This window comes from Actinomyces graevenitzii C83 (assembly GCF_000239695.1).
In the GTDB taxonomy this organism is placed as follows: Bacteria; Actinomycetota; Actinomycetes; order Actinomycetales; family Actinomycetaceae; genus Actinomyces; species Actinomyces graevenitzii.
Genome location: NZ_JH470338.1, coordinates 803,327 through 826,842 on the forward strand (window position 1 = coordinate 803,327; position 23,516 = coordinate 826,842).

At 58.7% G+C, this 23,516-nt stretch carries 18 protein-coding genes, 2 tRNA genes and 1 pseudogene; 8 read left to right on the top strand and 13 right to left on the bottom strand.

The features are described 5' to 3' along the window. Positions 1 to 182 (top strand): hypothetical protein (locus HMPREF0045_RS10935; RefSeq protein ID WP_231196671.1); only part of this gene is annotated, 182 nt, incomplete at its 5' end. Positions 183 to 215: 33 nt separating this feature from the next. Here HMPREF0045_RS10935 and HMPREF0045_RS11390 read toward each other — a convergent pair. The 7 genes and pseudogenes from HMPREF0045_RS11390 to nadD all read right to left on the bottom strand — a co-directional run. Beyond that, positions 216 to 278: pseudogene (locus HMPREF0045_RS11390) on the bottom strand (hypothetical protein); the annotation flags it as partial. Positions 279 to 531: 253 nt separating this feature from the next. Next, positions 532 to 604: transfer RNA gene (locus tag HMPREF0045_RS03525), tRNA-Ala, on the bottom strand. A 34-nt stretch (positions 605 to 638) separates the two neighbouring features. After that, positions 639 to 711 (bottom strand) — tRNA-Ala (locus HMPREF0045_RS03530). A gap of 107 nt (positions 712 to 818) precedes the next feature. Further along, positions 819 to 1,460: a histidine phosphatase family protein gene (locus HMPREF0045_RS03535; RefSeq protein ID WP_005985585.1), complete on the bottom strand. Its 642-nt coding sequence runs from the start codon at positions 1,458 to 1,460 to the stop codon at positions 819 to 821. A 2-nt stretch (positions 1,461 to 1,462) separates the two neighbouring features. After that, positions 1,463 to 1,837: a ribosome silencing factor gene (gene rsfS, locus HMPREF0045_RS03540; RefSeq protein WP_005985587.1), complete on the bottom strand. Its 375-nt coding sequence runs from the start codon at positions 1,835 to 1,837 to the stop codon at positions 1,463 to 1,465. Between the two features lie 93 nt (positions 1,838 to 1,930). After that, a complete protein-coding gene (locus tag HMPREF0045_RS03545; RefSeq protein WP_005985589.1) occupies positions 1,931 to 3,940 on the bottom strand; it encodes a hypothetical protein in 2,010 nt (669 codons plus the stop codon). Next, positions 3,933 to 4,610: a nicotinate-nucleotide adenylyltransferase gene (gene nadD / locus HMPREF0045_RS03550; RefSeq protein WP_040315696.1), complete on the bottom strand. Its 678-nt coding sequence runs from the start codon at positions 4,608 to 4,610 to the stop codon at positions 3,933 to 3,935. Before nadD ends, HMPREF0045_RS03545 begins: the two co-directional genes overlap by 8 nt. A gap of 117 nt (positions 4,611 to 4,727) precedes the next feature. Here nadD and HMPREF0045_RS03555 point away from each other — a divergent pair, with 117 nt between their 5' ends. Together HMPREF0045_RS03555 and gnpA are read left to right on the top strand one after the other, a co-directional pair. Further along, positions 4,728 to 5,507, top strand: a complete 780-nt coding sequence (locus HMPREF0045_RS03555; protein ID WP_005985593.1) for a DeoR/GlpR family DNA-binding transcription regulator — start codon at positions 4,728 to 4,730, stop codon at positions 5,505 to 5,507. Between the two features lie 99 nt (positions 5,508 to 5,606). Beyond that, positions 5,607 to 7,793 carry a 1,3-beta-galactosyl-N-acetylhexosamine phosphorylase gene (gene gnpA, locus HMPREF0045_RS03560; RefSeq protein WP_005985595.1) on the top strand — a complete coding sequence of 729 codons (2,187 nt, stop codon included), beginning with the start codon at positions 5,607 to 5,609 and terminating at the stop codon, positions 7,791 to 7,793. Positions 7,794 to 7,809: 16 nt separating this feature from the next. On the opposite strand, the gene HMPREF0045_RS03565 is transcribed toward gnpA, so the two are convergent. The 5 genes from HMPREF0045_RS03565 to HMPREF0045_RS03585 form a co-directional block, all read right to left on the bottom strand. Then, on the bottom strand, positions 7,810 to 8,535 hold the full coding sequence (locus HMPREF0045_RS03565) for a DUF998 domain-containing protein (protein ID WP_005985597.1): 726 nt from the start codon (positions 8,533 to 8,535) through the stop codon (positions 7,810 to 7,812). 321 nt (positions 8,536 to 8,856) lie between these two features. Further along, positions 8,857 to 10,401 carry a GTPase ObgE gene (obgE, locus tag HMPREF0045_RS03570; RefSeq protein ID WP_005985600.1) on the bottom strand — a complete coding sequence of 515 codons (1,545 nt, stop codon included), beginning with the start codon at positions 10,399 to 10,401 and terminating at the stop codon, positions 8,857 to 8,859. A gap of 94 nt (positions 10,402 to 10,495) precedes the next feature. After that, entirely contained in the window at positions 10,496 to 10,750 is a 255-nt protein-coding gene (gene rpmA / locus HMPREF0045_RS03575) for a 50S ribosomal protein L27 (protein WP_005985602.1), read from the bottom strand. A 51-nt stretch (positions 10,751 to 10,801) separates the two neighbouring features. Next, positions 10,802 to 11,122 (bottom strand): 50S ribosomal protein L21, encoded by a 321-nt coding sequence (gene rplU / locus HMPREF0045_RS03580; RefSeq protein WP_005985604.1) that lies wholly within the window; start codon positions 11,120 to 11,122, stop codon positions 10,802 to 10,804. 124 nt (positions 11,123 to 11,246) lie between these two features. Next, the gene (locus HMPREF0045_RS03585) at positions 11,247 to 14,000 is read right to left on the bottom strand and encodes an Rne/Rng family ribonuclease (RefSeq protein ID WP_005985606.1); all 2,754 of its coding nucleotides are present in this window, start codon (positions 13,998 to 14,000) and stop codon (positions 11,247 to 11,249) included. A gap of 603 nt (positions 14,001 to 14,603) precedes the next feature. On the opposite strand from HMPREF0045_RS03585, the gene HMPREF0045_RS03590 reads away from it, so the two are divergent. The 5 genes from HMPREF0045_RS03590 (at position 14,604) to HMPREF0045_RS03610 (ending at position 22,827) form a co-directional block, all read left to right on the top strand. Next, complete coding sequence (locus tag HMPREF0045_RS03590) at positions 14,604 to 16,094, top strand: cytochrome ubiquinol oxidase subunit I (protein WP_005985608.1); 1,491 nt, start codon at positions 14,604 to 14,606, stop codon at positions 16,092 to 16,094. A 23-nt stretch (positions 16,095 to 16,117) separates the two neighbouring features. Beyond that, positions 16,118 to 17,260, top strand: coding sequence for a cytochrome d ubiquinol oxidase subunit II (gene cydB, locus HMPREF0045_RS03595; protein WP_005985610.1), 1,143 nt, complete (start codon positions 16,118 to 16,120; stop codon positions 17,258 to 17,260). A gap of 148 nt (positions 17,261 to 17,408) precedes the next feature. Next, entirely contained in the window at positions 17,409 to 19,070 is a 1,662-nt protein-coding gene (gene cydD / locus HMPREF0045_RS03600) for a thiol reductant ABC exporter subunit CydD (RefSeq protein ID WP_005985612.1), read from the top strand. Positions 19,071 to 19,076: 6 nt separating this feature from the next. Next, positions 19,077 to 20,861, top strand: coding sequence for a thiol reductant ABC exporter subunit CydC (gene cydC / locus HMPREF0045_RS03605; protein ID WP_005985614.1), 1,785 nt, complete (start codon positions 19,077 to 19,079; stop codon positions 20,859 to 20,861). Then, positions 20,854 to 22,827, top strand: a complete 1,974-nt coding sequence (locus HMPREF0045_RS03610; protein ID WP_005985615.1) for a GAF domain-containing sensor histidine kinase — start codon at positions 20,854 to 20,856, stop codon at positions 22,825 to 22,827. The genes cydC and HMPREF0045_RS03610 overlap by 8 nt, the downstream gene beginning before the upstream one ends. Positions 22,828 to 22,836: 9 nt before the next feature. Here HMPREF0045_RS03610 and HMPREF0045_RS03615 read toward each other — a convergent pair whose 3' ends face one another. Then, positions 22,837 to 23,499, bottom strand: a complete 663-nt coding sequence (locus HMPREF0045_RS03615) for a response regulator (RefSeq protein ID WP_005985617.1) — start codon at positions 23,497 to 23,499, stop codon at positions 22,837 to 22,839. Positions 23,500 to 23,516 lie beyond the last annotated feature (17 nt).

Here is a 23,516-nt window from a genome sequence, read left to right on the forward strand (position 1 = left end):
CGACCTCATGCACCTCACTCCACCACCGGAGCAAGAGGCCACACCTGCCACAAACCCTGGCATCGCCTGCGAAACGACCTGCCCCCACCTGGCATATCCGCCTGCCGATTACCGCTGAGCAGCCAGGCAAGAAACTCACCCAGATGCTTGGCCGAGGTATCAATCCGCTGCACGCCAGTTGAGTGGCACGAGGTGCAATGCCACCTCTGCTTGCCCGATTTCGACAGTCCGTACCGGATCAGCTTCCTGCCACAGGAATCGCATTTCGAGATGTTCACTCACCGAATCTGCCAGTACCAACTTTGACGCCCACTCTCCCGCACCATAAAGCCGAAAAGTCGATGTTTCACCAACACATTTTGTCCACCCTCAAAGTTGGCCCCCAACAACTTTGAACCAGACTTTCTCGCACTACAAAGCCGAAAGGTCGGGCTCAGACCAACTCTTTTTGTCCTTTAACCCGCTTAAAGGGGCAAAAAACCGAGTTACAGAAATAAAAAACCGACCGGATAAACCGGTCGGTTAAAATCGTGGAGCTAAGGGGATTCGAACCCCTGACCTCTTCCATGCCATGGAAGCGCGCTACCAACTGCGCCATAGCCCCGTATTAATTTGTCTCTACACTTAACGTGTAAGCGTGGAGCTAAGGGGATTCGAACCCCTGACCTCTTCCATGCCATGGAAGCGCGCTACCAACTGCGCCATAGCCCCAATCCGATAAAACGAACCGGTTTTGCGTTCAACCTTCGCTTAACGCAACGTGGAAAACTTTAGCCGCCACAAACCCGTTTTGGCAAATCCTTTAGCAGTGGCTTACGTCACCAAATTGCCGGGGTGGAGTTAGAGCTATCTGTCACGCTCACATTCCACTGGCGAATAGCCCAGCCTGGCGGGCGTAAACCGTTATGTAGCACCCCCCAGGCGCAGTTACCCAGAGATAGCAGTCCCGACCAGTTATTGGGGTCTAAACCAAGCAAACAGGTAGTGCCCATGGTCAACACTGCCGAGTGCGCTACCAGCACCACCGTATCGTCAGTGCCCAAGCCCTCCACGGCGTCGCGCATAGCTGCAGCAGAGCGGTGGCCTACCGCCTCACGCTCTTCCATGCCAATGCCGGCAGGAGTGGCGCACTTACCGCGCCACAGCTCAAACTCTTGAGGCCAGTTTGACTTAATTTCTTTGCCGGTCAGGCCTTCCCAAATCCCGAAAGAGCGCTCAATTAGGCGCTTATCGCTAGCTACCTTAACTCCAGTCAGCTTAGCTAACGCCTGGGCGGTTTGCTGCGCCCGTTCAAGCGGAGAAGCAATGATTTTAACCGGTTTGTAGGCCGCAATGATTGGCGCCGCCACGTCAGCTTGAGCCAAGCCAGCCTCATTTAAAGAAATGTCGGTTACCCCCTGCACACGCCCTTGCAGGTTGTAATCAGTCTGTCCGTGACGCCACACCACCAACTTAGCCATGTTTACTCGCCGTCAAGCACGCTGGCGGGCAGCTCAATCTGCGGGCAGTCCTTCCACAGACGCTCCATCGCGTAGAACTCGCGGTCCTCATCGCGCTGAACGTGCACCACAATGTCGTTGTAGTCCAGCAGCACCCAGTGAGCCTCAGAATAGCCCTCACGCATACGACGCTTAGCACCAGCCTTGTGCAGAGCCTCCTCTACAGCGTCCACCACGGCCATAACCTGACGCTCATTGCCGGCAGAGATCACTAGGAACACATCGGTTAGGGCCAAACGCTGTGAAACATCGATGGCGATAATGTCGCTAGCCTTCTTCTGGGCGGCTGCGTGGGCTGCTGCGTGGGCAAGTTCAATCGCATAAGGGGTGGCGGACATTTCGTCTCCTTAAATTTTTTAGCCTAAGTCTGATTAAAGCACAGCCGCCAAGCATGTAAATACTTGGCGGCTGCTTTGCTTTTTAATGTTTGCCTATTCGAGGCTGGCAAGTCCCAGGGCCAGAGCGTTGGTGGAGCCGCCGTCGAGCACAACGAACCACACCACTGCCGCAACCACCAGCGCCAACACAATGATCAGCAACATGGTCAGGAAGATACGCAAGCCACGTCCCCCCTGGCCGGAGTCATCATCTTCCAGGTGGTCATACAACCCAGTGTCTGCTAGCGCCTCATTGGGGGCCGAGTGAGCCTGCTGCTTAGCGCGAGCCTGGCTGAAGGCACCCCAGTTGGGTAATACCTCATCTTCAAACTCATCTTGAGTAGAAACTATCTCTTCAGTGCGCTGCACCGCCGGCGGGTTGGGGTTGGCAGGCTGAATAATGGTCAGCTCACCGGTGTTGGTGTCTACCTCACGTACACCCTTGGCTACTGAGGGGGCGCGCACGATCGGACGACGTGCCGGGGTCTCATTAGCGGCCGGGGCTGGGGTAGGCGCCGGGGCCGGGGTGGGCGCCGGCTGAGCGTTACCACCCAGCAGTGAACGACGACGCATCGGGGCTGCCTCAGCCTGCCCCGGGGCGGGCTGAGCGTCAGCCAGCGGCTCATTTACCGGTGCATAGGCGGCCGTAGAAACATTCCAGTCACCAGCCTCATCAGCAGAAGGCGCCTGCTGGTGGGTGCGGTCGGCGGCAACCGACTGCCACAGCGGGCCCTGCTGGCCACCACCAGGAGCCACCACCGGGGCAGGCTGGGGCGCTGACTGAGCTACTGGCAGCTCAGCTGAACGTGCAGACTGGGCAGCCAGGCGAGCATCCGTAGCCGGACGAGCATCCTGGTTAGCTAGCACAGAGTGCACAGGCAGGAAGGGCGAAGCCGGGGCGGCCTCAGCGCGCGGGGCAGCCGACGGCGTCGGGGCACTAACCGCATTAAAGACCGTGCGACGTCGGGGCAGATCCGCACCAAAATCAGAAACCGCCGAGTTAGCACTAGCTGCCGAGGCGGCAGTACCAGACAAGGCGCTAGGGGCACTGGCGGCAGAGCGGGCGCTAACCGCATTTACACCAGCTAAATCAGCTGAAGCAGCGGTAGCCGAGAAAATACTGGGGGCACTAGCTGCGCTAGCAGCCGCACGTCGGCGCGAGCGAGTCCCTGCGCGGCTAGCCAAATCAGCTGAAGCTGCCGTAGCCGAAGCCGCCGTGGCAGAGAAAGAACTGGGAGCACTAGCCGCATTAGCGCGGCGGCGGCTAGCGCGCCCCTCAACCGCATGCGCAGCCGAGGCGGCACTTAAAGAGCTGTAAGCACTAGCGCTACTGGCCATACCCGCACTGGCCGCGCTAGCAGCACGCCGCGAGCGCGCCGGGTAAGTGGGCAGTGAGGGGGCTCCAGCGTGGTTGGAATTTACGTGTACCACCGGCTGGTCTGCGCGGGCCTGGCCGCCCAGTGGGCCAGCTCCAGCATTGGGGGCGCTAGCAGCGGAAATGCCAAAGGAAGCGGCTGAGGCGGCGGTGGGTGAGCTGCCGGCTAGATGCGTAGGCAGCCCCATGCCAGGGCTATTACCACCATTACCGCCATTACCAGCGGGCGCGGTTACCGGCGGGAAAGCTGGGGCAGCGTGCCCAGCGCCTTCAGGCAGGCGACTAGCGGCGGTAGGTACCACGCGCGTGTCTCTAAGGTCTTCGCCGGCAGTAGCAGCCGGGGCAGCCGGGGCGCTAGAGCGACTAGAGGCAGCTAAATCACCGGGGGCGGAACCTAAAAGCGGCTCACGGATAGGCTCAAAACTGTTGTGTTCGTGCAGAGTGTGGCTCTTAATATCCATCTCTGCCATAGGGCTTTGCAGGGCTTGGGCCTCATCAACAGTTAATTCCCCTGAAGCTACTGCCTCGCGTAAAGCTTCTTGTTCTTCACGCAGGCGGCGCATTTCACGGCGGGTTAGCAGGGGCTGCTGGCCGGTTAGGAAGGCTTCACGCTCCGCTGAGCGCTCCGCTTCGCGGCGTGCTCGCCGCGACATTGGGCGGGCAGCTCCGTTTTGAGGCGCGTCAGTCACTTTCGCTATCCTTCCTGCCGGTTTGTCCTTGGGCTACATTGGCGGTCATTGAGGTGGTTGCGCCGCTGCGCTGCCCACTTCGATAGAGACCGTATTTACGAATGTATTGCACTACGCCGTCTGGTACCAGGTACCACACCGGCGCGGCGCGTTTAACTCTTTCACGACATGCTGTTGAGGAGATGGCCATAGCTGGCACCTCAACCAGTTGCACGCTATCTGGCAGTCCGGTTTTGTCTAGCACATGTCCCGGACGGGTGACCCCCACCATATGTGCAAGCTCGAATAGTTTATCGGCGTCTTTCCAAGAGAAAATCTGCGCCAACGCATCTGCGCCAGTGATGAAGAACAACTCCGTGCCCGGATAAAGTGCGGCGATATCACGCAAAGTATCCACAGTGTAGGTAGTCCCGCCGCGGTCAATATCCACCCTGGATACCGTAAAGCGCGGGTTAGAGGCCGTAGCGATAACCGTCATCAGGTAGCGATGTTCGGCTGCAGAGACGCGACGGTCACGTTTAAAGGGTTGGGAAGCTGTAGGAACGAAGATCACTTCATCAAGCTCAAAGGCGTCTTGCACCTCGCTTGCAGCCACTAAGTGGCCATGGTGAATCGGGTCGAAAGTGCCACCCATAATGCCTATGCGTGGTGCTCGCCCTGTTTTTTCCATGCCTACATACTGCCATGAATTAATATAAATAGCCTATCCTTATGGGGTATTAACCAAGTTTTCTTACAGTTTCGCGGCCTACTCTGGCAATCTGACACGTAATTACGGGAGGCAGTAATGACCAGGCATGATCGGCTTAGCGAGCTGCTGGCTATGGTTCTGGAAGCCGGCAGTGTGCATATTGACGACGTCGTCGCTCAGCTAGGGGTTTCCGCCGCCACCGCCCGGCGCGACCTGGATTTACTGGCTAGCCAACAGCTAGTTACCCGCACTCGTGGCGGGGCTAGCGCTAACCCTACTTCTTCAGAGCTGCCTTTGCGTTACCGCACTACGCGCATGTCTGAGGAAAAGACGCGTATTGCTCACGCCGCCGCCAAACTGGTTGAGCCAGGCCAAACTATTGCTCTTAATGGGGGCACTACCACCACTGAGATTGCTCGTGAGCTGGCCTTGCACGCCCCTGAACCCACTTTGGAAGTGCCGCAAGTTACGGTGGTTACTAATGCGGTCAATATTGGCTATGAGTTGACTGTGCGCTCGCATGTGCGCGTAGTGATGACCGGTGGGGTACCCCGCCCCCAGTCATATGAGCTGGTAGGCCCCCTGGCGCAGCGGATTTTGCCCGATATTTACATCAACACCTTGTTTTTAGGGGTTGAGGCTCTAGGTCCGCGCGGGGCCTACGCTTCTCATGAGGGTGAGGCAGCTATTAACGCGGCCTTGGCTGATGCAGCTGAGACGGTAGTGGCGGTTAGTGACCACTCTAAACTTGGCACTAGTGCCTTTGCGCTGATCCGTAAGCTGTCACAGATTGACCTGCTGATCACTGACAGTGGCGTGGATGAGGACACACTGGCGTGGATCAAAGCCGCCGGCGTAGAGACTATGATTGTTTAAGGGAAACATTTTCTCCCCTACCCCAACATAATCGAACACAGCTTGGGTGGCGCCTGACGCGTCAGCTTAGCTGTGTAACTGCTGCCGAGGAAGTCTGCAATGACCATGCCCCCCGCCCCGCGCACTACCGGTCGTGTCACTATGCCCATTCAAGAGGGCATTGATGAACAAATCCGCGCCCTTTGCACTGTTTTAGGTGCAGATGCCGTCCGTAACTCTGACGGCACTTGGCTCCCTGAAATCGCCTCTGAACTGGTGGATAAGGTTTACTCCACCTACTTCCCGGCCCGTGGCGATCAAGAATTTGCGCTGGCTCATCCCCAAACTTTGGTTAACCAGTATCTGCTTTCTGCCCGCCACACCGCTTTAGGGACCGCTGCCCTAGAAATTGATGTGATGGAGGGCTATTTCCGTGACCAGTTCGCCCCGCACTATGAGCGCTATGAGCGTTTTTGGGAGGTCACTGACCGCACCACTGGCCAGGTAGTGCCCACAGAAAACTGGCAGCTAGATCGCCAGCGCGGGGTGGTAACTATCCCCCAGCCCACGCCTTGGCATGAATACACCGTGGCTTTCCTAGCTGATCAGCTATGGGACTCCACCCAGATGTACAACTACATCACCAACAATTGGCAAGATGACCCCACCCGCGTCAAAGAGCGCCCCTATGACGCGCGTAAGCACCCGGTGTGGGAGCACACCCGCCAGGCTTTGACCGATTGGCTAGAGGCCCACCCGGAAGTGGATGTGGTGCGTTTTACCACTTTCTTCTACCACTTCACGCTGGTATTTAACGAGAGCGGCAAAGAAAAGTTTGTGGACTGGTTTGGCTACTCTGCCTCCGTCTCACCTGAAGCTTTGGACGCTTTTGAGGCTGAATATGGCTATGCTCTGCGGGCTGAAGATTTTGTCGACGCCGGCTACTACAACTGCCCCTTCCGCTCCCCCAGCCCCCAGTTCCTAGACTGGATTGATTTCACCTCCAGGTTTGTGGCCGCCAAGGCCAAGGAGCTGGTAGATATTGCCCACGCTAATGGGCGCGAAGCCATGATGTTCCTAGGTGATAACTGGATTGGCACCGAGCCTTACGGCAAGTATTTCCCCTCAATTGGGCTAGATGCGGTGGTTGGTAGCGCCGGTAGCGCCGCCACTACCCGCCTGATCAGCGATATTCCCGGGGTTAAATACACCGAGGTACGTTTCTTGCCTTACTTCTTCCCCGACGTTTTCAACCACGAGGGTGGAGACCCGGTAGGCCAGGCCAATGATTCTTGGCTAACTTCACGACGCGCTATTGTGCGCCACCCGCTAGACCGGATGGGTTATGGCGGCTATGTTTCGCTGGCTCTGGAGTTTCCTGAGTTTGTTCAGCGCATTGCCCAAATCTGTCAGGAGTTCCGCGATATTCACGAGTTTTCCGGCGGTAATTTGCCGGCTAATGCCCCCTTTAAGGTGGGTATTTTGAATGCCTGGGGTAAGCTGCGCAGCTGGCAAACCCATATGGTGGCTCACGCCCTGTGGTACAAGGCCTGCTACTCCTATGTGGGTGTGGTTGAGGCCCTGGCTGGTTTACCTTTTGAGGTGGAGTTCCTCTCCTTCGACGAGGTTTTGGACCAGGGTGTGCCCAAGGACATTGGGGTGCTGATTAATGCTGGCGCCGCTGGGACCGCTTTTTCTGGAGGCAAGGTTTGGGATGATCCGCGCCTGAGCGAAATTATTCGTGCCTGGGTGGCCGCTGGCGGCGGTTTCATTGGGGTGGGTGAGCCTAGCGCCTATTCCAAGGGCGGGGCTTTCTTGCAGCTCAGCGATGTTTTGGGGGTGGATCGCGAGCAGTCCTTGTCACTGTCTACTGACCGCTACCCGGTGGTTACTGCCGACCATTACGTTAGCGCTGATTTAGACTCTGTTTTCGACGACGGCCAGGGCGCTGGTGGGGATGTGTTTGCTACCAGCGCGCAGATTCTGCGTCTAAAAGAGGGCAGCGTACAGCTGGCAGTTAACCACTATGGATCCGGGCGCGCCGTGTATTTCTCAGGTCTGCCCTACTCCTATGTAAACAGCCGCACCCTGCAGCGCGCCCTGTATTGGGCGGCTAACCGCCAAGACCTCATCGAGCAGTGGCACACCAGCCACCCAGCTACTGAAGTAGCTTGGTATCCGCAGGTGCGCCGGTTCTTGGTGACCAACAACTCCTACCAGGCAGTTAGCACTAGCATATGCGGCCAGGGTCAAACCTGGCAGGTTGAACTTGAGCCTATGGGCAGCTGCTGGATGGATGTGAACTAAAGTGTTTAGGCGCGCGTTACCTAAACGCGCGCCTAAGCCTGCGCCAGCGTTTGGGACTGATAATTAGCTCAAGCCCAAAGACCACCATCCACACAAACAAAATAGTCAGGTGCACGCGCTGCGCAATGCCGCTGTAACGCTGGAGTACTTCTAGCACGGCGGCGGTAATCGCATAGAAGGCACTTGCCGCAGTCATTATGCCGGTTAGGTAACGACTAGCCGGCATAAGTTTGTGTAGCTTTAAGCCGCTGCGTGGGCTCAGTAGGCCGGTTAGGCCCGCGCCGGCGGCAATCCAGGCCCCTCCCACCACAATTGAGGAGCCCTCATGAACCCGATGCACCCAGCTGGTGGAGTGTGCCAGCTGCGCCTTGCAGCTGGCTAAAGACACCGCGCACTGCATGGGGAAACTAACATCCACAATGGTGGCCACCCCAATAAGTACCAGTCCCCCAAACCCTAGCAGGGCGCAGTGCCTACCCCAGCGGTTAAGCCTGCGCCAATGAACATTTCTACCTAGGTTGTTAAGCCCTACCACGCCGGTGCCGCTAACTAGCAGTGAGGCTACGCCGTCGCCAATGCGAGTCACCTTAGCGGTAGGTTGGCCACTAGCAGCCAGCTCTGAGGCGTAGGCGTTAACCCAGCTTAAATGCGAGCCCAGCAGACCAGACAGTAGCCAGGTGGAATAAACTATGGCGGCAAGTATTATGGCCACACCAGTGGTGCGTGCATATTTAAACGGCATCGCGTCCTCATCGGGATTGGGAGTACTGCCTTTATTATGGCTGTCCGCCCTGATTACTAACCAATTGCATCGCTCAAGGCAAATTGAGCCACTGTGAGATTTTAAGTAAACATGCTAAACGATTGACACATATAAGCTGGCTTCGCCGGGGCAAGACAAAGGCGTCCTACCCCACCTCACCAGGCGATATGCCCAAAAATCGTCCAGGTGCGGAAGCACCGTTAGTGGAGCGACCAGCGCGATTAAGGCCGCTCCGCTAACACGGTGCTAGCACGTCATACATGACGTCAGATCTTTGCCTGACAGCTTCACCAGGTTTATTTACGCTTCTGGGTCGGTCCACAAACCTTGGGCAGCTTCTTCACGCAGGGCTGCGCGGGCAGCCTCCTTAGCGTCCATACGTTCTTTGTATTCGGCTCGGCGCTGCTCGTTGGTACGGCGGTGGTAGTCCTCCACGCGCACATCCGTGCCACGCTGTCCCAGCAGCTCAGCCCCGGCAGTGAGGCTGGGCTCCCAAGTGAAGATGACGCCGTCGCTTAAATCACCAATCAGCACTGTGTCTCCACCCTGCGCCCCGGCCTTAAGCAGCTCATCTTCTACGCCAGCAACCGCCAGACGGTCAGCCAGATAGCCCACGGCCTCATTATTAGTGAAGTCAGTTTGCAGCACCCAGCGTTCAGGCTTGTGACCACGCACCTGATAAACCTTGCCCTCCTGGGGGTGGTTAATCAGCTTAATGGTAGCGATAGGCTCATTCTTGCGTCGTCCCACCGGGGCCGGGGTGATAACCGGGCGCAGCGTCTGACTTTCGGTCTCTTGTAGCTGCTGGCGATCCTGCTCTACCAGGGCCGCTAGCGCATAGGACAGTTCACGCAGGCCCTTACGGGTTAGCGCGCTCACCTCAAATACCGGCCAGCCGCGCTCTAGCAGCTCATCATGCATCATTTCCGCCATGGCGGCGCCGTCAGGCATATCCACCTTGTTAACCACAATCACGCGCGGGCGGCTCATCAGCGGCAAGCGGCCCGTAGCGCTGCCATCATCAGCTAGGCGCTGAGAGTAGGTGGCTAGTTCGGCTTCAATAACCTCAAGGTCATGGAGCGGATCACGGTCAGATTCCAATGTGGCCGCGTCAAGCACATGCACAATCACTGCGCAGCGCTCAATGTGGCGCAAAAATTCTAGGCCCAGCCCCTTGCCTTCACTGGCGCCGGGGATCAGCCCGGGCACATCCGCGATGGTGTAACGGTTAGAGCCGGCCTCAACCACACCCAGGTTTGGTACCAAAGTGGTGAAAGGATAGTCAGCAATCTTGGGGCGCGCCGCGCTCATGGCGGCAATCAGGGAGGATTTACCGGCGCTGGGGTAACCCACTAAAGCCACGTCGGCGATGGACTTTAGCTCAAGTACTACATCTTTTTTCTCACCGGGCAAACCCAATAGGTGAAAGCCCGGGGCGCGGCGCTTAGAGGAAGCTAGGGAGAAGTTACCGCGCCCGCCGGCGCCGCCTTCCGCCACTACCAGCTCTGCTCCCGGCTCAACCAGGTCAGCGATTACAGTGCCGTCAGTGTCTTTAACTACCGTGCCTTCAGGCACAGGCAGGATTACGTCAGCGCCGTTTTCACCGCGACGCCAGTCCCCCATACCGGGGGTGCCGCCGGCGGCACTGCGGTGGGGGCTGCGGTGGTAGCTAAGTAGAGTGGTGACCGAGGGGTCTACCCGCAAAATAACTGAACCGCCGTGACCGCCGTCGCCACCATCAGGACCAGCCAGGGGCTTGAACTTTTCACGGTGAATCGAGGTGCAACCATGGCCGCCGTCGCCACCGGCAACGTGCAAAACCACGCGATCAACAAAACTGGCCATGATCTCTCCTAGGTATCAGTTGCGGGCGTAGATATGACGCAAGGGCGGCCGGCATCGCGCCGAACCGCCCTCACATGACGTTTAGTCGCTGGTCTCAGGCCTCAACTAGAACGTTGACAACCTTACGACCGTGGTGGGTGCCGAACTCGACACTGCCAGCTGCGGTAGCAAACAGGGTGTCGTCGTTACCGCGGCCTACGTTTACACCAGGGTGGAAGTGAGTGCCGCGCTGACGCACGATAATCTCTCCGGCCTTAACAAACTGGCCGCCGTAGCGCTTAACGCCCAGGTACTGTGCGTTCGAGTCACGGCCGTTGCGGGAGGAACCCAGACCCTTCTTGTGTGCCATTTCCTAATCCTCTTTTCTGCTAAGACTAATCGATGCCGATATAGGGCAAGATCAGGCGATTGCGGTTACCTTGACGGCGGTCAGCTTGGCGCGGTGGCCCTGACGCTTGCGGTAACCGGTCTTGTTCTTGAACTTGAGGATGTTGATCTTAGGACCCTTCTCGTCGCCGACGATTTCGGCGCGAACGGATACCTCGGCTAGGCCAGCAGCGTCCGAGGTCACCTTGTCGCCATCCACCAGGAGTAGGGGGGCGAGGGTTACCTCGTCGCCGATCTCACCGGCAAGCTTGTCGACAACGACGACGTCGCCGACGGAGACCTTCTCCTGACGGCCACCAGCCTTGACGATCGCGTAGACCACGTTGATGCTCATCTCTTTTAGTCGTTTTAAGCGCCCCGTAGCTACTAAGCCAACTTGGCACTTTCTGGCAAACGGTGCGCAACGCACCGACGGTCAACTCTACGTGACGAAGGGGCGTTGCGCCAACCTGTTTTCGCTATTCTTCGGTGTGGTCTTGCGCACCGGTTTCAGTTTGTGCCGGTGCCACCACCCCGGAGCTAGCTGCCCGACGGCGCGGGCGACGCATAGTTTCCAGCACCGTGTCGGCGCTAGCAACTACCGATCCACCTCCGGAAATAGTCTGCTTCTGGGCCGGGGCGGCCGGTGCATGTGCGGGGGTGACGCTTACATTGGGAGCACTAGCGGCGCGGCGCACAGCCCGACGGCGCGGGCGCGGCTGGGCTACCTCGCTAGCTGCGTGTGCCTGCTCGGCTACCTCGGTGCTTGCGGGCGCCTGTCCGGTTACCTCCTCCTGGGAGGCTGCCGGCTCTAGTGGCGCGTCAGCCGGCTGCTGAGCCTCAGCGGCGCCGGCGTGGGCCGCAACGCTATCGCTGTCCGCAGCAGCGCCGTCGTGAGCACCAGCGTCGCCAGCGACCGGGGCGGCGTCGTGAGCAGCACCGTTGGCAGCGTCGTCGTGAGCCTGCTGCGGCTCCAAAACCTCCATAAAGTCAACCGGCGCAGCGCTCTGCACAAACCGACCCGAGCGGCGCACCCGGCGCGGGGGGCGGACGGTTTCACGCGGCGTCTCACTGGCCCCGCTTTCGTGAGCCTGCTCAGCGGCGGCAGCAATCTGGGCTAGAGCGTTGCGCACATTGTCACGCTCAGACTCATCGGCCACGCTAGCTGCAGCAGATTCGCTGGCGACGTCACCCTTATGACGCGGCTCTTCATCCCGGCGCTGCTTACGACGACGCTTACCACCATCTAGGTGCGCCGAGGCAGACATGGACATGTCCACCACCTGGTTTTCCACCGGGGCGTCATGAACGATAAAGCCACGCCCATTGCAGTGCTCACACGGCGTCGAGAAGGCCTCCACCAGCCCCTGCCCCACGCGCTTACGGGTCATCTGCACCAGACCCAAGCTGGTTACTTCAGTGACCTGGTGACGGGTGCGGTCGCGGCCCAGGCATTCGATTAGGCGGCGTAGTACCAGGTCACGGTTAGACTCCAGCACCATATCCACGAAGTCGATTACCACCATGCCACCGATGTCGCGCAGACGCAGCTGGCGCACAATCTCCTCAGCTGCTTCCAGGTTGTTGCGGGTGACGGTCTCCTCTAGGGTGCCGCCCGCGCCGGTAAAGCGCCCGGTGTTGACGTCAATAACCGTCATGGCTTCAGTGCGGTCAATTACTAAGGTACCGCCGCTAGGTAGCCACACCTTGCGGTCAAAAGCCTTAGCTAGCTGCTCATCCACCCGGTAAGTGGCAAACACGTCCACCGGGGAAACCCAGTGCTCTAGCCGGTCAGCTAGCTCAGGGCTCAGCTCAGTGACGTATTCACTAATGGTCTGCCAGGCCTTAGTGCCAGAGACGATCAGCTTGCGGAAGTCTTCACTAAAGACGTCACGCACCACGCGCAAAGCCAACTCCGGCTCGCCCTTTAGTAGCAGTGGGGCTTTGCCTGAGCCACGATTAACGGCCTCTACCTTCTTTTGGATCTGCTCCCATTGGGCGGTTAGGCGCTGCACGTCAGCGGCTAGCTGCTCTTCAGTAGCGCCCTCAGCGGCGGTGCGCACAATTACGCCGTGTCCGGCGGGCACAACCTGCTTCAAAATGCGCTTTAGGCGGCCGCGCTCAGTGTCGGGCAGCTTGCGTGAAATACCGGTCATAGACCCCCCGGGCACTAGCACCAGGTGGCGTCCGGCCAGGGTGATCTGGCTGGTTAGGCGCGCGCCCTTGTGACCGATGGGGTCCTTAGTTACCTGCACTACCACCGTGTCGCCGCTCTTGAGGGCGTCTTCGATGCGGCGGGGCTTGCCTTCCAGGCCGGCGGCGTCCCAGTTAACTTCACCGGCGTAAAGCACGGCGTTGCGGCCCTTGCCTAGGTCAACGAAGGCAGCTTCCATGGAGGGCAGCACGTTTTGTACGCGGCCGATGTAGACATTGCCCACCATTGAGGTTTGGGTGTGGCGGGCTACGTAGTGTTCTACCAGCATGTCGTCTTCAAGTACGGCGATCTGGTTGAGGCCGTCTTTTTCACGCACGATCATCTGGCGGTCTACGCTTTCGCGGCGGGCCAGGAATTCAGCTTCGGTCACGATGGGGCGACGGCGTCCGGCCGCGCGTCCTTCACGGCGGCGCTGACGCTTAGCTTCTAGGCGGGTAGAGCCTTTAAGCGCGGTAACTTCGTCTTTAACGTCCCGGGCTTCGTCTGAGCGGGTACGGGTGCGGCGGCGACGGCGACGGCGCAGCGAGCCAGACTCGCCGCCTTCTTCTTCCTCACTACCTTCTTCACTGGCCTGTGCGTCACCTTCAGCCTCTTGAGAGCCGGAGGCATCGGCAGAGGCGGCGCTGGGGGTGTTTTCTTCTTCCTCTTCGCGCATGCGTGAGCGGCGTCCGCGCCCGCCACGACGACGGCGCACAGACTTGCGGCCGTTTTCTTCGTCTTCTTCAGCTGTGATTACATCAGTACTTTCGTCCTGAGTTGCTTCGCTCTCTTCGTCAGCTACTTCGACGCGCTTTTCGCGGCTAGTACGTTCGTCACGGTGGCGAGTTTTGCGGGACTTAACGCTCGCGCGCGGGGTGCGGGCGGCGTCGTCGTCATTTTCAGCAGAATCAGCCTCTACTACCGGGCGCTTACGCACTGCCGAAAAATCGGGGGCCTGAAATAGTAGGGAACCAAAAGAAGCGGACGCACTGGGGGCTGCCTGGGGTTCCTCGGCAGCACTAAAAGTAGAGTCAGCCATTATTTTCTCCAAAGTGACGCAGCCCAGGTTCGCACCTACCCCAAGCTGGTCGGGTCGTCGCCGCAGTGGGCGGAAAGTCTAGGAGCATCCCTTATGGGATGTCAGGGCCGCCGCAGTGCGCATTCTAGCCGGGCTTTGCAGCGACGAACTTATGCGGCGCAAAAGCAGTTTGGCGAGCGCAGGGCAGGCGGAGAGCGCGCTGGTACGTAAGCGGAGCTCTTAGGGAATTATTCCACACCCATGGCACTAAAACCTGGTAGAGGCGTCACAGATGGCCAGTTTTTACTGTTGGCGTTAATAGCCTCAAGCGGAGCCTGAGCATTTTTCGGGCGTGTCGAAGCTGGCTTAGGGAGAGCACAAAAACGGGACTTAAGTCAGAAACATATAAACCGACCCCAGTCAGTAGGGACGTATGTCCCAGGTATTTTGCAAGGGTAAACAAATTCACTTGAGTCGTTTGCACCCTTAGTCAAAAAGTCCCACTTCTTCATGACAGCGCGTCAGGCTTGGAAGTACACTTACGGCGAAGTGTTTTGGCCCTACGGCTAAAAACTCAAGATTGAATCATTAGTACCAAGAAAGGTAGCGCTTGTGACCACCGCAATGGCGCTCGACAGTCTGGACCTAGCCCGCTGGCAGTTCGGGATCACGACCGTCTATCACTTCGTTCTGGTTCCGCTCACCATCGGCCTAGCACCGCTGGTGGCGCTCATGGAAACCGCTTGGCTCAAGACTGGTAACGAGCAGTGGCTAACTCTTACCAAGTTCTTCGGCAAGGTATTCATTATTAACTTCGCACTCGGTGTGGCCACCGGTATCGTGCAGGAATTCCAGTTCGGTATGAACTGGTCTGAATACTCTCGCTTTGTAGGCAACATCTTTGGCGCTCCGCTAGCCTTCGAGGCCCTGCTGGCCTTCTTCATGGAATCCACTTTCATGGGCGTGTGGATTTTCGGCTGGGACCGTCTGAGCAAGAAACTGCACAACCTGTGCATCTGGATGGTAGCGCTAGGCGTTAACCTGTCCGCCCTATTCATTTTGGCCGCTAACTCCTGGATGCAGCACCCGGTAGGCGCCGTCGTTAACCCCAAGACCGGCCGCGCCGAGCTTGATGGTATTGGCGGCTTCTTCGAGGTACTCACCTCTCCCCTAACCTGGGCCACCTACCTGCACGTAGTGACCACTGCCCTGCTGGTTGCCGGCGCCATGGTTATGGGTATTTCCATCTGGTGGATGGTGCGCGCGGTGCGTGCCGAGCAGAAGTTTGAGGCCACCGAGCTGTGGCGTCGCGGCGCTCGCTTTGGCGCCTACTTCGCCCTAATCGCCGGCCTTGGTGTACTAGGCACCGGTCACTGGCAGGGCCAGCAGATCGCTGAATACCAGCCCGCCAAGTTCGCCGCCGCCGAGGCCCTGTGCCAGAGTCAGGAAGGCGCCGGCTTTACCGTAGCTGCCTTTGGTGACTGCTCTGCCAACGGCGGCCCCACCCGCATCATTGAGATCCCCAAGGTCTACTCCTTCATGGCCACCAACGACTTCAACGCCCGCATGACCGGCTTGGACGACGCCCAGAAGGACATGGAGCAGCGCTTTGGTAGCACCGCTGCCGACGGCTCCAAGATCAACTACACCCCCGACGTGATGACCACCTTCTGGACCTTCCGTCTGATGATCGGCACCGGCTCGCTATCCATCTTGCTGGCCCTGGTGGTGCTGTACCTGACCCGCGCCAACAAGCTCATTGCTAACCGCAAGCTGGGCACGCTGGCTCTGTGGAGTGTGACCCTGCCCTTCCTGGGTGCCAGCTTCGGTTGGATCTTTACCGAAATTGGCCGTCAGCCTTGGGTAGTAGCCCCCAACCTGGCCACGGTACGTCCTGACGACCCCACCACCTGGGTATACATGCTCACCCAGAACGGTGTATCCACGGTAGTCTCTTCTGCTTCCGTATTGACCAGTATGGTCGTATTCACCCTGCTCTATGCCGCTCTGGGCGTGGTTTGGTTTATGCTCCTGCGTCGCTATGTGCGTGAAGGCGTACGCACCCCGGTAGCTGACAAACCGGCCGACGACGCCGAGCTGACCTTCCAGTACTGATAAATACAAGGAAGTAAGACAAAATGACGTTATCTGTTCTCTGGTTCATCCTCATCGCTGTTTTGTGGATCGGCTACCTGACCCTAGAAGGCTTCGGCTTTGGGGTGGGCATGATCTACAAGTTCGTGGCCAAAGATGAGCGCGAACGCCGCGCCCTACTAGGCACTATCGGCCCCCACTGGGACGGTAACGAGGTATGGCTACTCACCGCTGGTGGTGCCACCTTCGCCGCTTTCCCCGAGTGGTACGGCACGCTCTTTTCTGGAGCCTACCTAGTTCTGTTCCTGATCCTGCTGGCCCTGATCGTGCGTGTCTGCGCTATTGAGTGGCGCGGCAAGATCAACTCTGACACCTGGCGTGCTCGCTGGGACTGGGCCCACACCATCAGCGCCTGGCTGCCCGCCATCTTGTGGGGTGCGGCCTTCGCCAATCTGGTGCAGGGTATGCAGATTGAGGTAGTTGAGGTTGCCAGCCGCAAGGTTGTGCCCGTCTCTGAGGCCCTGGCGGCCCAGAGCGCCGGCACCCTGATTCCGGGTGCCTCCCACGAAATCACCGGTGGCTTCTGGAGCCTGATCACCCCCTTCACTCTGCTAGGTGGTTTGGTTACCTGCTCGCTGTTCTTGACCCACGGGGCCCTGTTCGCGGCCCTAAAGACCGCTGGCGATCTGTCCAAGCGTTGCTCCGCCCTGGCCCTGAAGCTGGGCGTGGTCTCCACCGTACTCACCGCACTGTGGGCGCTGTGGGCTCAGCTGGCCTACTCCGCCAGCCCCGCTTCTTGGATTGGTCTGGTACTGGCTGCCCTGTTCCTGGTGGCTTCCTTGTACCTGAATCTGCGTGGGCGTCAGGGTCTGGCTTTTGCCACCCACTTTGGTGCCATTGCCTTTGCCGTGGTGTTCATCTTCCTGGCTATCACCCCCGACATTATGCGTTCTGCCATCAACCCGGCTTACTCGCTGACCATCTCTCAGGGTGCTAGCGCGGATGTGACCTTGCTGATTATGAGCATTGCTGCCGTGGTATTCGTACCCGTGGTGCTGGTGTACACCATTTGGAGCTACAAGGTCTTCGCCAAGCGCATCAACGCTGAAAAGATCGACCCCAATGCCGGCCTGGACCCGGTTAAGGTGCGCGACAACTCCGCTAAGCCGGTGGGCTTGGCTTACTGATCACTTGGCCTGCTGATCAATAAGATCAGTACTCACCACTGATTGATGTTTAGCAAAGCGCTGGTGGCGGGCAACCTGCTTATGGTTGCCCGCCACCAGACTTTTTTCCTAAATCAAACTATTTGAATATCCTCGCTAGACTGGCCTTGTGAAGCCTTTGGACCCACGCCTGGCGCGCTACGCTAAAGCGGCTCGCAGCTACATTATTTTCACCGCAGTCACCGGTTTTCTAACCGCCGCTGCCATAGTTAGCCAAGCTGCTTTGATTGCCTACGTAATTGCCCCCGTGATCACCTCAAAGCAGTCCTTAAACACGCTGGCCCTGCCACTGGCCCTGTTGGCGGGGGTGCTAGTTGTGCGCGTAGCAATTACCTACCTGCAAGAGTCACGCGCCCACCGCGCGGCCACACAAACGGTGGTGCAGCTACGCAAGCGCGTATTAGAGCAGGCTATTGCCGCCGGCCCACGTTGGCGCTCCACCAACACTTCCCAGAGTGCCACTTTGGCTACGCGTGGCCTAGATGATCTAGAGCCTTACTTCACCCGCTACCTGCCCCAGCTGCTGCTGGCGGCCACGGTCACCCCGGCCACGGCCCTAGTGATGTTCACCCAAGACATCCCCTCAGCTATTGCGGTAGTGGCCACGATCCCGCTGATCCCTATTTTTATGATCCTGATCGGCAAGCTCACCTCTCAGTACTCCAATGAGCGTCTAGCAGCCATGCAGCGTCTAGGCGCCCAGGTTTTAGATTTGGCTTCAGGGCTACCCACCCTTAAGGCGCTAGGGCGCGCCCAGGGGTCAAGTAAACGCATTTATCAGCTTGGCAAGGCTTATAACGCCACCACTATGGCTACTTTGCGGGTAGCTTTCCTCTCTGGCGCAGTGCTGGAATTTATCACTACCCTATCGGTGGCGATTGTGGCCGTTGAGGTAGGTTTCCGCCTGCTATATGGGCACCTGGATTTAGCTACTGCCCTGCTGGTAATCATGATTGCCCCCGAGGTTTATCAGCCCCTGCGTCAGGTGGGTTTCCACTTCCACGCCTCAGCTAATGGTGTGGCTGCCGCCGAGCAGGCTTTTGAAATCATTGAGCGCTCCCAGCACCAGGGCAGCCAAGCGGCCCCACAGCTGAGCCAAACCACTATTGAGATCAGAAATCTTTCGGTTAAGGCTCGCGGCACCTATGCCCCAGCTTTGCTTTCGGCCCGCTTAGAGCCGGGAAAAATCCATGTGCTGGTAGGTAAATCCGGTGCCGGTAAAACCACCACCGCCCAGGTATTAATGGGCTTAGTACAGCCCACTAGCGGCCAAGTTAATTTGCTCAGCGACGGCGCCAGCTTGGATTTGCGTGAAGTTGAGCTTAACTCCTGGTGGCGCCAGCTAACCTGGGTGAGCCAACATCCAGCGATTTTACCCGGCTCAGTGCGTCAGTATCTGCTTAGTGCCGGCGCGTGCAGCCAAGCCGAGCTGGAAAAGGCGGCGCAGGTAACCGGTTTCGACGCCGTCGTAGCCGCGCTGCCCCAAGGCTGGGACACCCAGCTGGGTCAAGGCGGGGTGGGTTTAAGCGTGGGTCAGCGTCAGCGCTTGGCGTTAACCAGGGCCCTAGTCAACCCCAGCGCCCTGGTACTGCTTGATGAACCCAGCGCCCACCTGGATGCCATCAGTGAAAACCAGATCGTGCAGGCCGTGCTGCAGCTGCGTGAAGCAGGCTCAACCGTGGTGGTTATTGCTCACCGTCAGGCACTTATCAACATTGCCGACAATGTCATTGAGGTGTGCGCCCAGGCGCTAGCCGCGCAGGAGGCTTAAGTGAATATGGTGTTTCTAAGCAGTCAAGAACGCGCCAGCCTACGCCAGTGCCTGCGCCTGTTAGGGCTTAACCGGGGTCGGTTTTGGGCTTCAGTGCTTACCGGTAGCGCCGGTTTGGCTAGCGCCATTGCCTTAAGTGCGGTGGCTGCCTGGCTAATTGCCCGCGCCAGCGAGCATCCCGATGTGGTGATGCTGGGAGTGGCGCCCGTAATGGTGCGCCTATTTGGTATTTCCCGCGCAGTTTTACGCTATGCGGAACGCCTAATCAGCCACGACACGGCGCTGCGCGGCATGAATGGGCTACGTACCCGGGTTTATCAGGCCCTAGCTGGCTCACGCGCTGACGTGGTGGCCGCCCTGCGCCGTGGGGATGTGCTAGCCCGCATGGGAGCTGATATCGACGCCGTCGGCGACTTGGTGGTGCGCGCCTATCTGCCCGCAGCGGTAGCCCTGGTGAGCAGCCTACTGACGGTAGTGGCTATCGCCTTTATCTATCCCCCTGCTGCCCTGATTTTGGCTCTGTGCCTAGCTATCAGCGGTATTGGCGCTCCCCTAGTAACCATGCGAGCTACTCGCCGGGCCCTAGATGCGCGCCGCCTAGCTGACACGCAGCTAGCAAATGCCACCCTCAACATCCTGGAAAACGCTGACGAGCTGCGCATTAACGGCACTATGGAAACCGCCCAAAATGAGCTAGCCCAAATTGAGCAGCGCATTATTGCCCTTAAAGACAGCGCTGCCCGGCCTGGCGCGCTAGCCGCAGCCATTGATATTGCCGCCACCTTAGCTGCCGTAATTGGGGCGATTTTGGTTGGTAGCCCGGCTGTGGCCGCCGGCAGCCTTAACCCGGTGATGCTGGCGGTTATTACGCTTACGCCTCTGGCTGCTTTTGAAGCCACCGCCCCACTTGGTCCGGCCAGCACCCAGCTAATTGTTTCCGCCCAGGCCGCCACGCGCGTAATGGAGCTGGTTGATCAGGCCCGTCAGGCAGCCGATGAGCCCACCCACGAGCTAGCTGCGCCCGGTGCCAAGGTAAGTTTGCGCGCCCGCAACCTGGCTACTGCTTGGCCAGGGGGCCCCGTTATCAGTCAAGGCATTGATCTGGAAGTTAAACCAGGCCAGTCACTGGCCATTGTGGGCTCTTCGGGAATTGGTAAAACCACTCTGCTGTACACCCTGGCCGGGATCCTGCCTGGCGCCCAGGGCAGCGTCGAGGTACTGACCAGCCAGAACACTTGGCAGCCACTGTATGGCGCCCCGCGTCAACAAGCCGCCGCCTACGTGAGCCTAACTGCTGAAGATGCCCATATTTTTAATACCTCAGTGCTAGAAAACCTGCGTGTAGCCAAGGGTGATATCACTGCTGAGCAAGCCCATAAACTGCTAGAGCAGGCTGGTTTAGGTACTTGGATAAGCCAGCTACCTAAAGGTTTAGACACTGTCTTAGGGTCGGGTGCCACCAGTATTTCCGGTGGAGAACGCCGTCGACTCTTACTGGCCCGCGCCCTAGCCAGCCCCGCCCGCATCCTGCTGCTAGATGAGCCCGGTGAGCATCTAGACCCGGCCACCGCTGACGCCCTAATCACCGACCTATTACAAGCCGACTCTAAGCGCGCTATTGTGCTAGTAACCCACCGGCTAAGTGCTTTGGCCAGCGCTAATGAAGTAGTGCTGCTAGGCAAAGAAAACCAAGCTGTCCGCATTGTTGCCCGTGGCAGCCACAGCCAGCTACTAGCTAGCAGCAAGGAATACGCTTGGGCTCTAGTGCAGGAGGAAAGTAGCGATGAGTGACACCTTCCAATTTCCCGGAGTGCCAGATGATGACCCGCTGGGCGATATTGATATCCCCTCTCCCCTAACCCCCAGGGTTTCTACGTACTCCTCGGCTACGGTCGCCGTCGAAAACGGGGAGGTAAACGGCTTCACTGTGCACTCCAACCGGATGCGCTCCACCCGGGCCCTAACTGACCTGGGACTAGGCACTGCCGCCGATCTAGATTCACGCACCCTGGATCTACTGGCAGCCGCCCTGGATCTAACCAGCTCCCTAAAAGTACGTGATGCTCTGCAGCGTTTTGTTACCTCTGCTTGTCAGCTAACCGGGGCCGCTTGGGGCACTATTGCGGTGCATAACCAAAACAACCCCTTTGGACCCATGGTTAACGCCGGTGTGCCCACCGCCTCACCGGTGCAGCTAGCTTATGAATCAGTGCAGGGACCAAATCAGCTAAACCCCCAGCAGGCGGGCACCCTAATCGATTCGGGTGCAATTATCCGCAATGACCTGTCTGTTGCCAGCGCTTTTACCGGCGCCATTGAGGGCGAAGGGCCCGGCTCGCTGCTAACCGTGCCCTTGCAGGTGCACAGCCAAATCTTTGGCCAGATTTATCTGTGTGATAAGCCCGGCGGGTTTGTTACTAGTGACGCCGCCACTGTCTCTATGCTGGCGCGCGCAGCGGCTGTAGCCATTGATAATGCTCGCCTGTACCGGGTGGCTAATGAGCGCACTCAGTGGATGAGTGTCTCCCAGGAGCTAACCAGCACGCTGCTTTCTGGCGCCGACGAAGAAGACGCCCTGGGGCTGATTACCAAGCGCGTGCGTGAAGTGGCCCGCGCAGATACTTCGGCCCTGATTTTGCCGGGAATTGGTGACAGCTGGGTGTGCGAGCTGGCTGACGGCTTATGGGCTAATGAGCTGATTGGCACCGTGTTTCCCCCCGATGGGCGGGCCATGAACTGCCTGCATACTCGCTGCGGCCTGCTGGTGCCCTCTTTATGTGAAGAAAAAGTGCTGCGGGTGGAGGAGCTAAGCCGCTTTGGCCCAGCCCTATATGCCCCCATGATTTCCCACTCTCAGGGTATTGGGGTGATTTTGCTGCTGCGTGTGCCTGGGCGCGGGGAGTTTACTGAGCAGGATCTAGAAATCGCCCAATTGGTGGCCTCCCAGGCTTCGATGGCTTTTGAACTGGCTAGTGCCCAGCACGCTGAAGAGATGGCTAATCTGCTTGATGAGCGTGCCCGCATTGGCCGTGACCTGCATGATCTGGCCATCCAGCAGCTGTTTGCTACCGGTATGCGTATCACTTCAGCCCGCAAGCGCTTGGCTGCTGGGGAGCAGCTGGGGCCCGAGGAGATTTTGGCTGCTCTCGACGGCGCGCTGGGGGCTATTGATGAGTCGGTGGCCCAGATCCGCTCGATTGTGCGCTCTTTGCGTGACCGTGATGAGGAAGTGGGCGTGGTGGAGCGTTTGCGCCGCGAATCCTCACTGGCCCGTAACTCTCTGGGTTACGCCCCTTCGTTGATTATTACCGTTGACGGCAAGTCGCTTAGCAACTGTTGCCGCGACGAGGAAGATAACCTGATCTCCATTATTGACGCCGCCGTTGACGATGATCTGGCTGATGACCTGGTAGCAGTAACCCGTGAGGCGCTAGCGAATGTGGCCCGCCATGCCAAGGCTTCCTCAGTGCGGGTGCAAATTGATTTCACCGGTTTGGATCTAACTAACGCCTCGTGTCAGCACACCCCCAGCCAAGTGGAGATTCAGGTAGATGACGACGGCGTGGGGCTAGATCCTACCTCTACGCGTAGCTCCGGCACCGCCAATATGAGTCAGCGGGCACTGCGTCGTGGCGGTAGCTTCAGTTTGGGGCCCAGTCCGCGCGACGACGCTGCCCAGGCTGCGCAGGCAGGTCAAGATACGCATCGCGGCACCCGCCTAATTTGGCAGGCGCCGCTAGAAAACTCGGTCGGTTAAGAAAATCGGTTAGCTACGTGAGCCGGCGCGCCAACCCGAGGCGCGCTGGCTAGCTACCCAGGCGGCCACCTGAGTGCGGCGCTGCAGGCCCATCTTGGCCAGCAGGGAGGTGATGTGGTTCTTCACCGTCTTTTCAGCAACCCCCAGCTGGGCGCCGATTTCCCGGTTAGACAGGCCCTCACCGATCAGCACCAGCACCTTACGCTCAGCGTTGGTTAGGTCAGCGGTAGGGTCATCGTGGTCAGCGCGACGGCGGGTAACCGTGCGCTCATCTAGCAGCACACGCCCGTCAGCCACAGCCCGCACCACATCAGAGATTTCGGCGCCGTGCACGCTCTTAAGCACGTAGGCACGGGCCCCTACCTCCAACGCCTCAGCCAGGGCCTCGTCGTCGTCGAAGGAAGTTAGCACGATGGGCAGAGCCTGCGGGACAGACTGCGACAGGGCGCGGATAACCTCAATACCAGTGCCGTCAGGTAGCTGTAGATCCACCAGGACAACGTCAGGACGCATTAGGTCCGCACGTCGTATAGCTTCCGCCTTAGAACCGGCCTCCGCTACAACTTCGAGGCCGTCTGCGCGGTCAATGATGTCTGAGATGCCGCGACGGACAATCTCATGGTCATCGATAATCATGACGCGAACGTTCGCGCCCTCCCGGTTTTCTACCATGGAGCTAAGACTAGCAA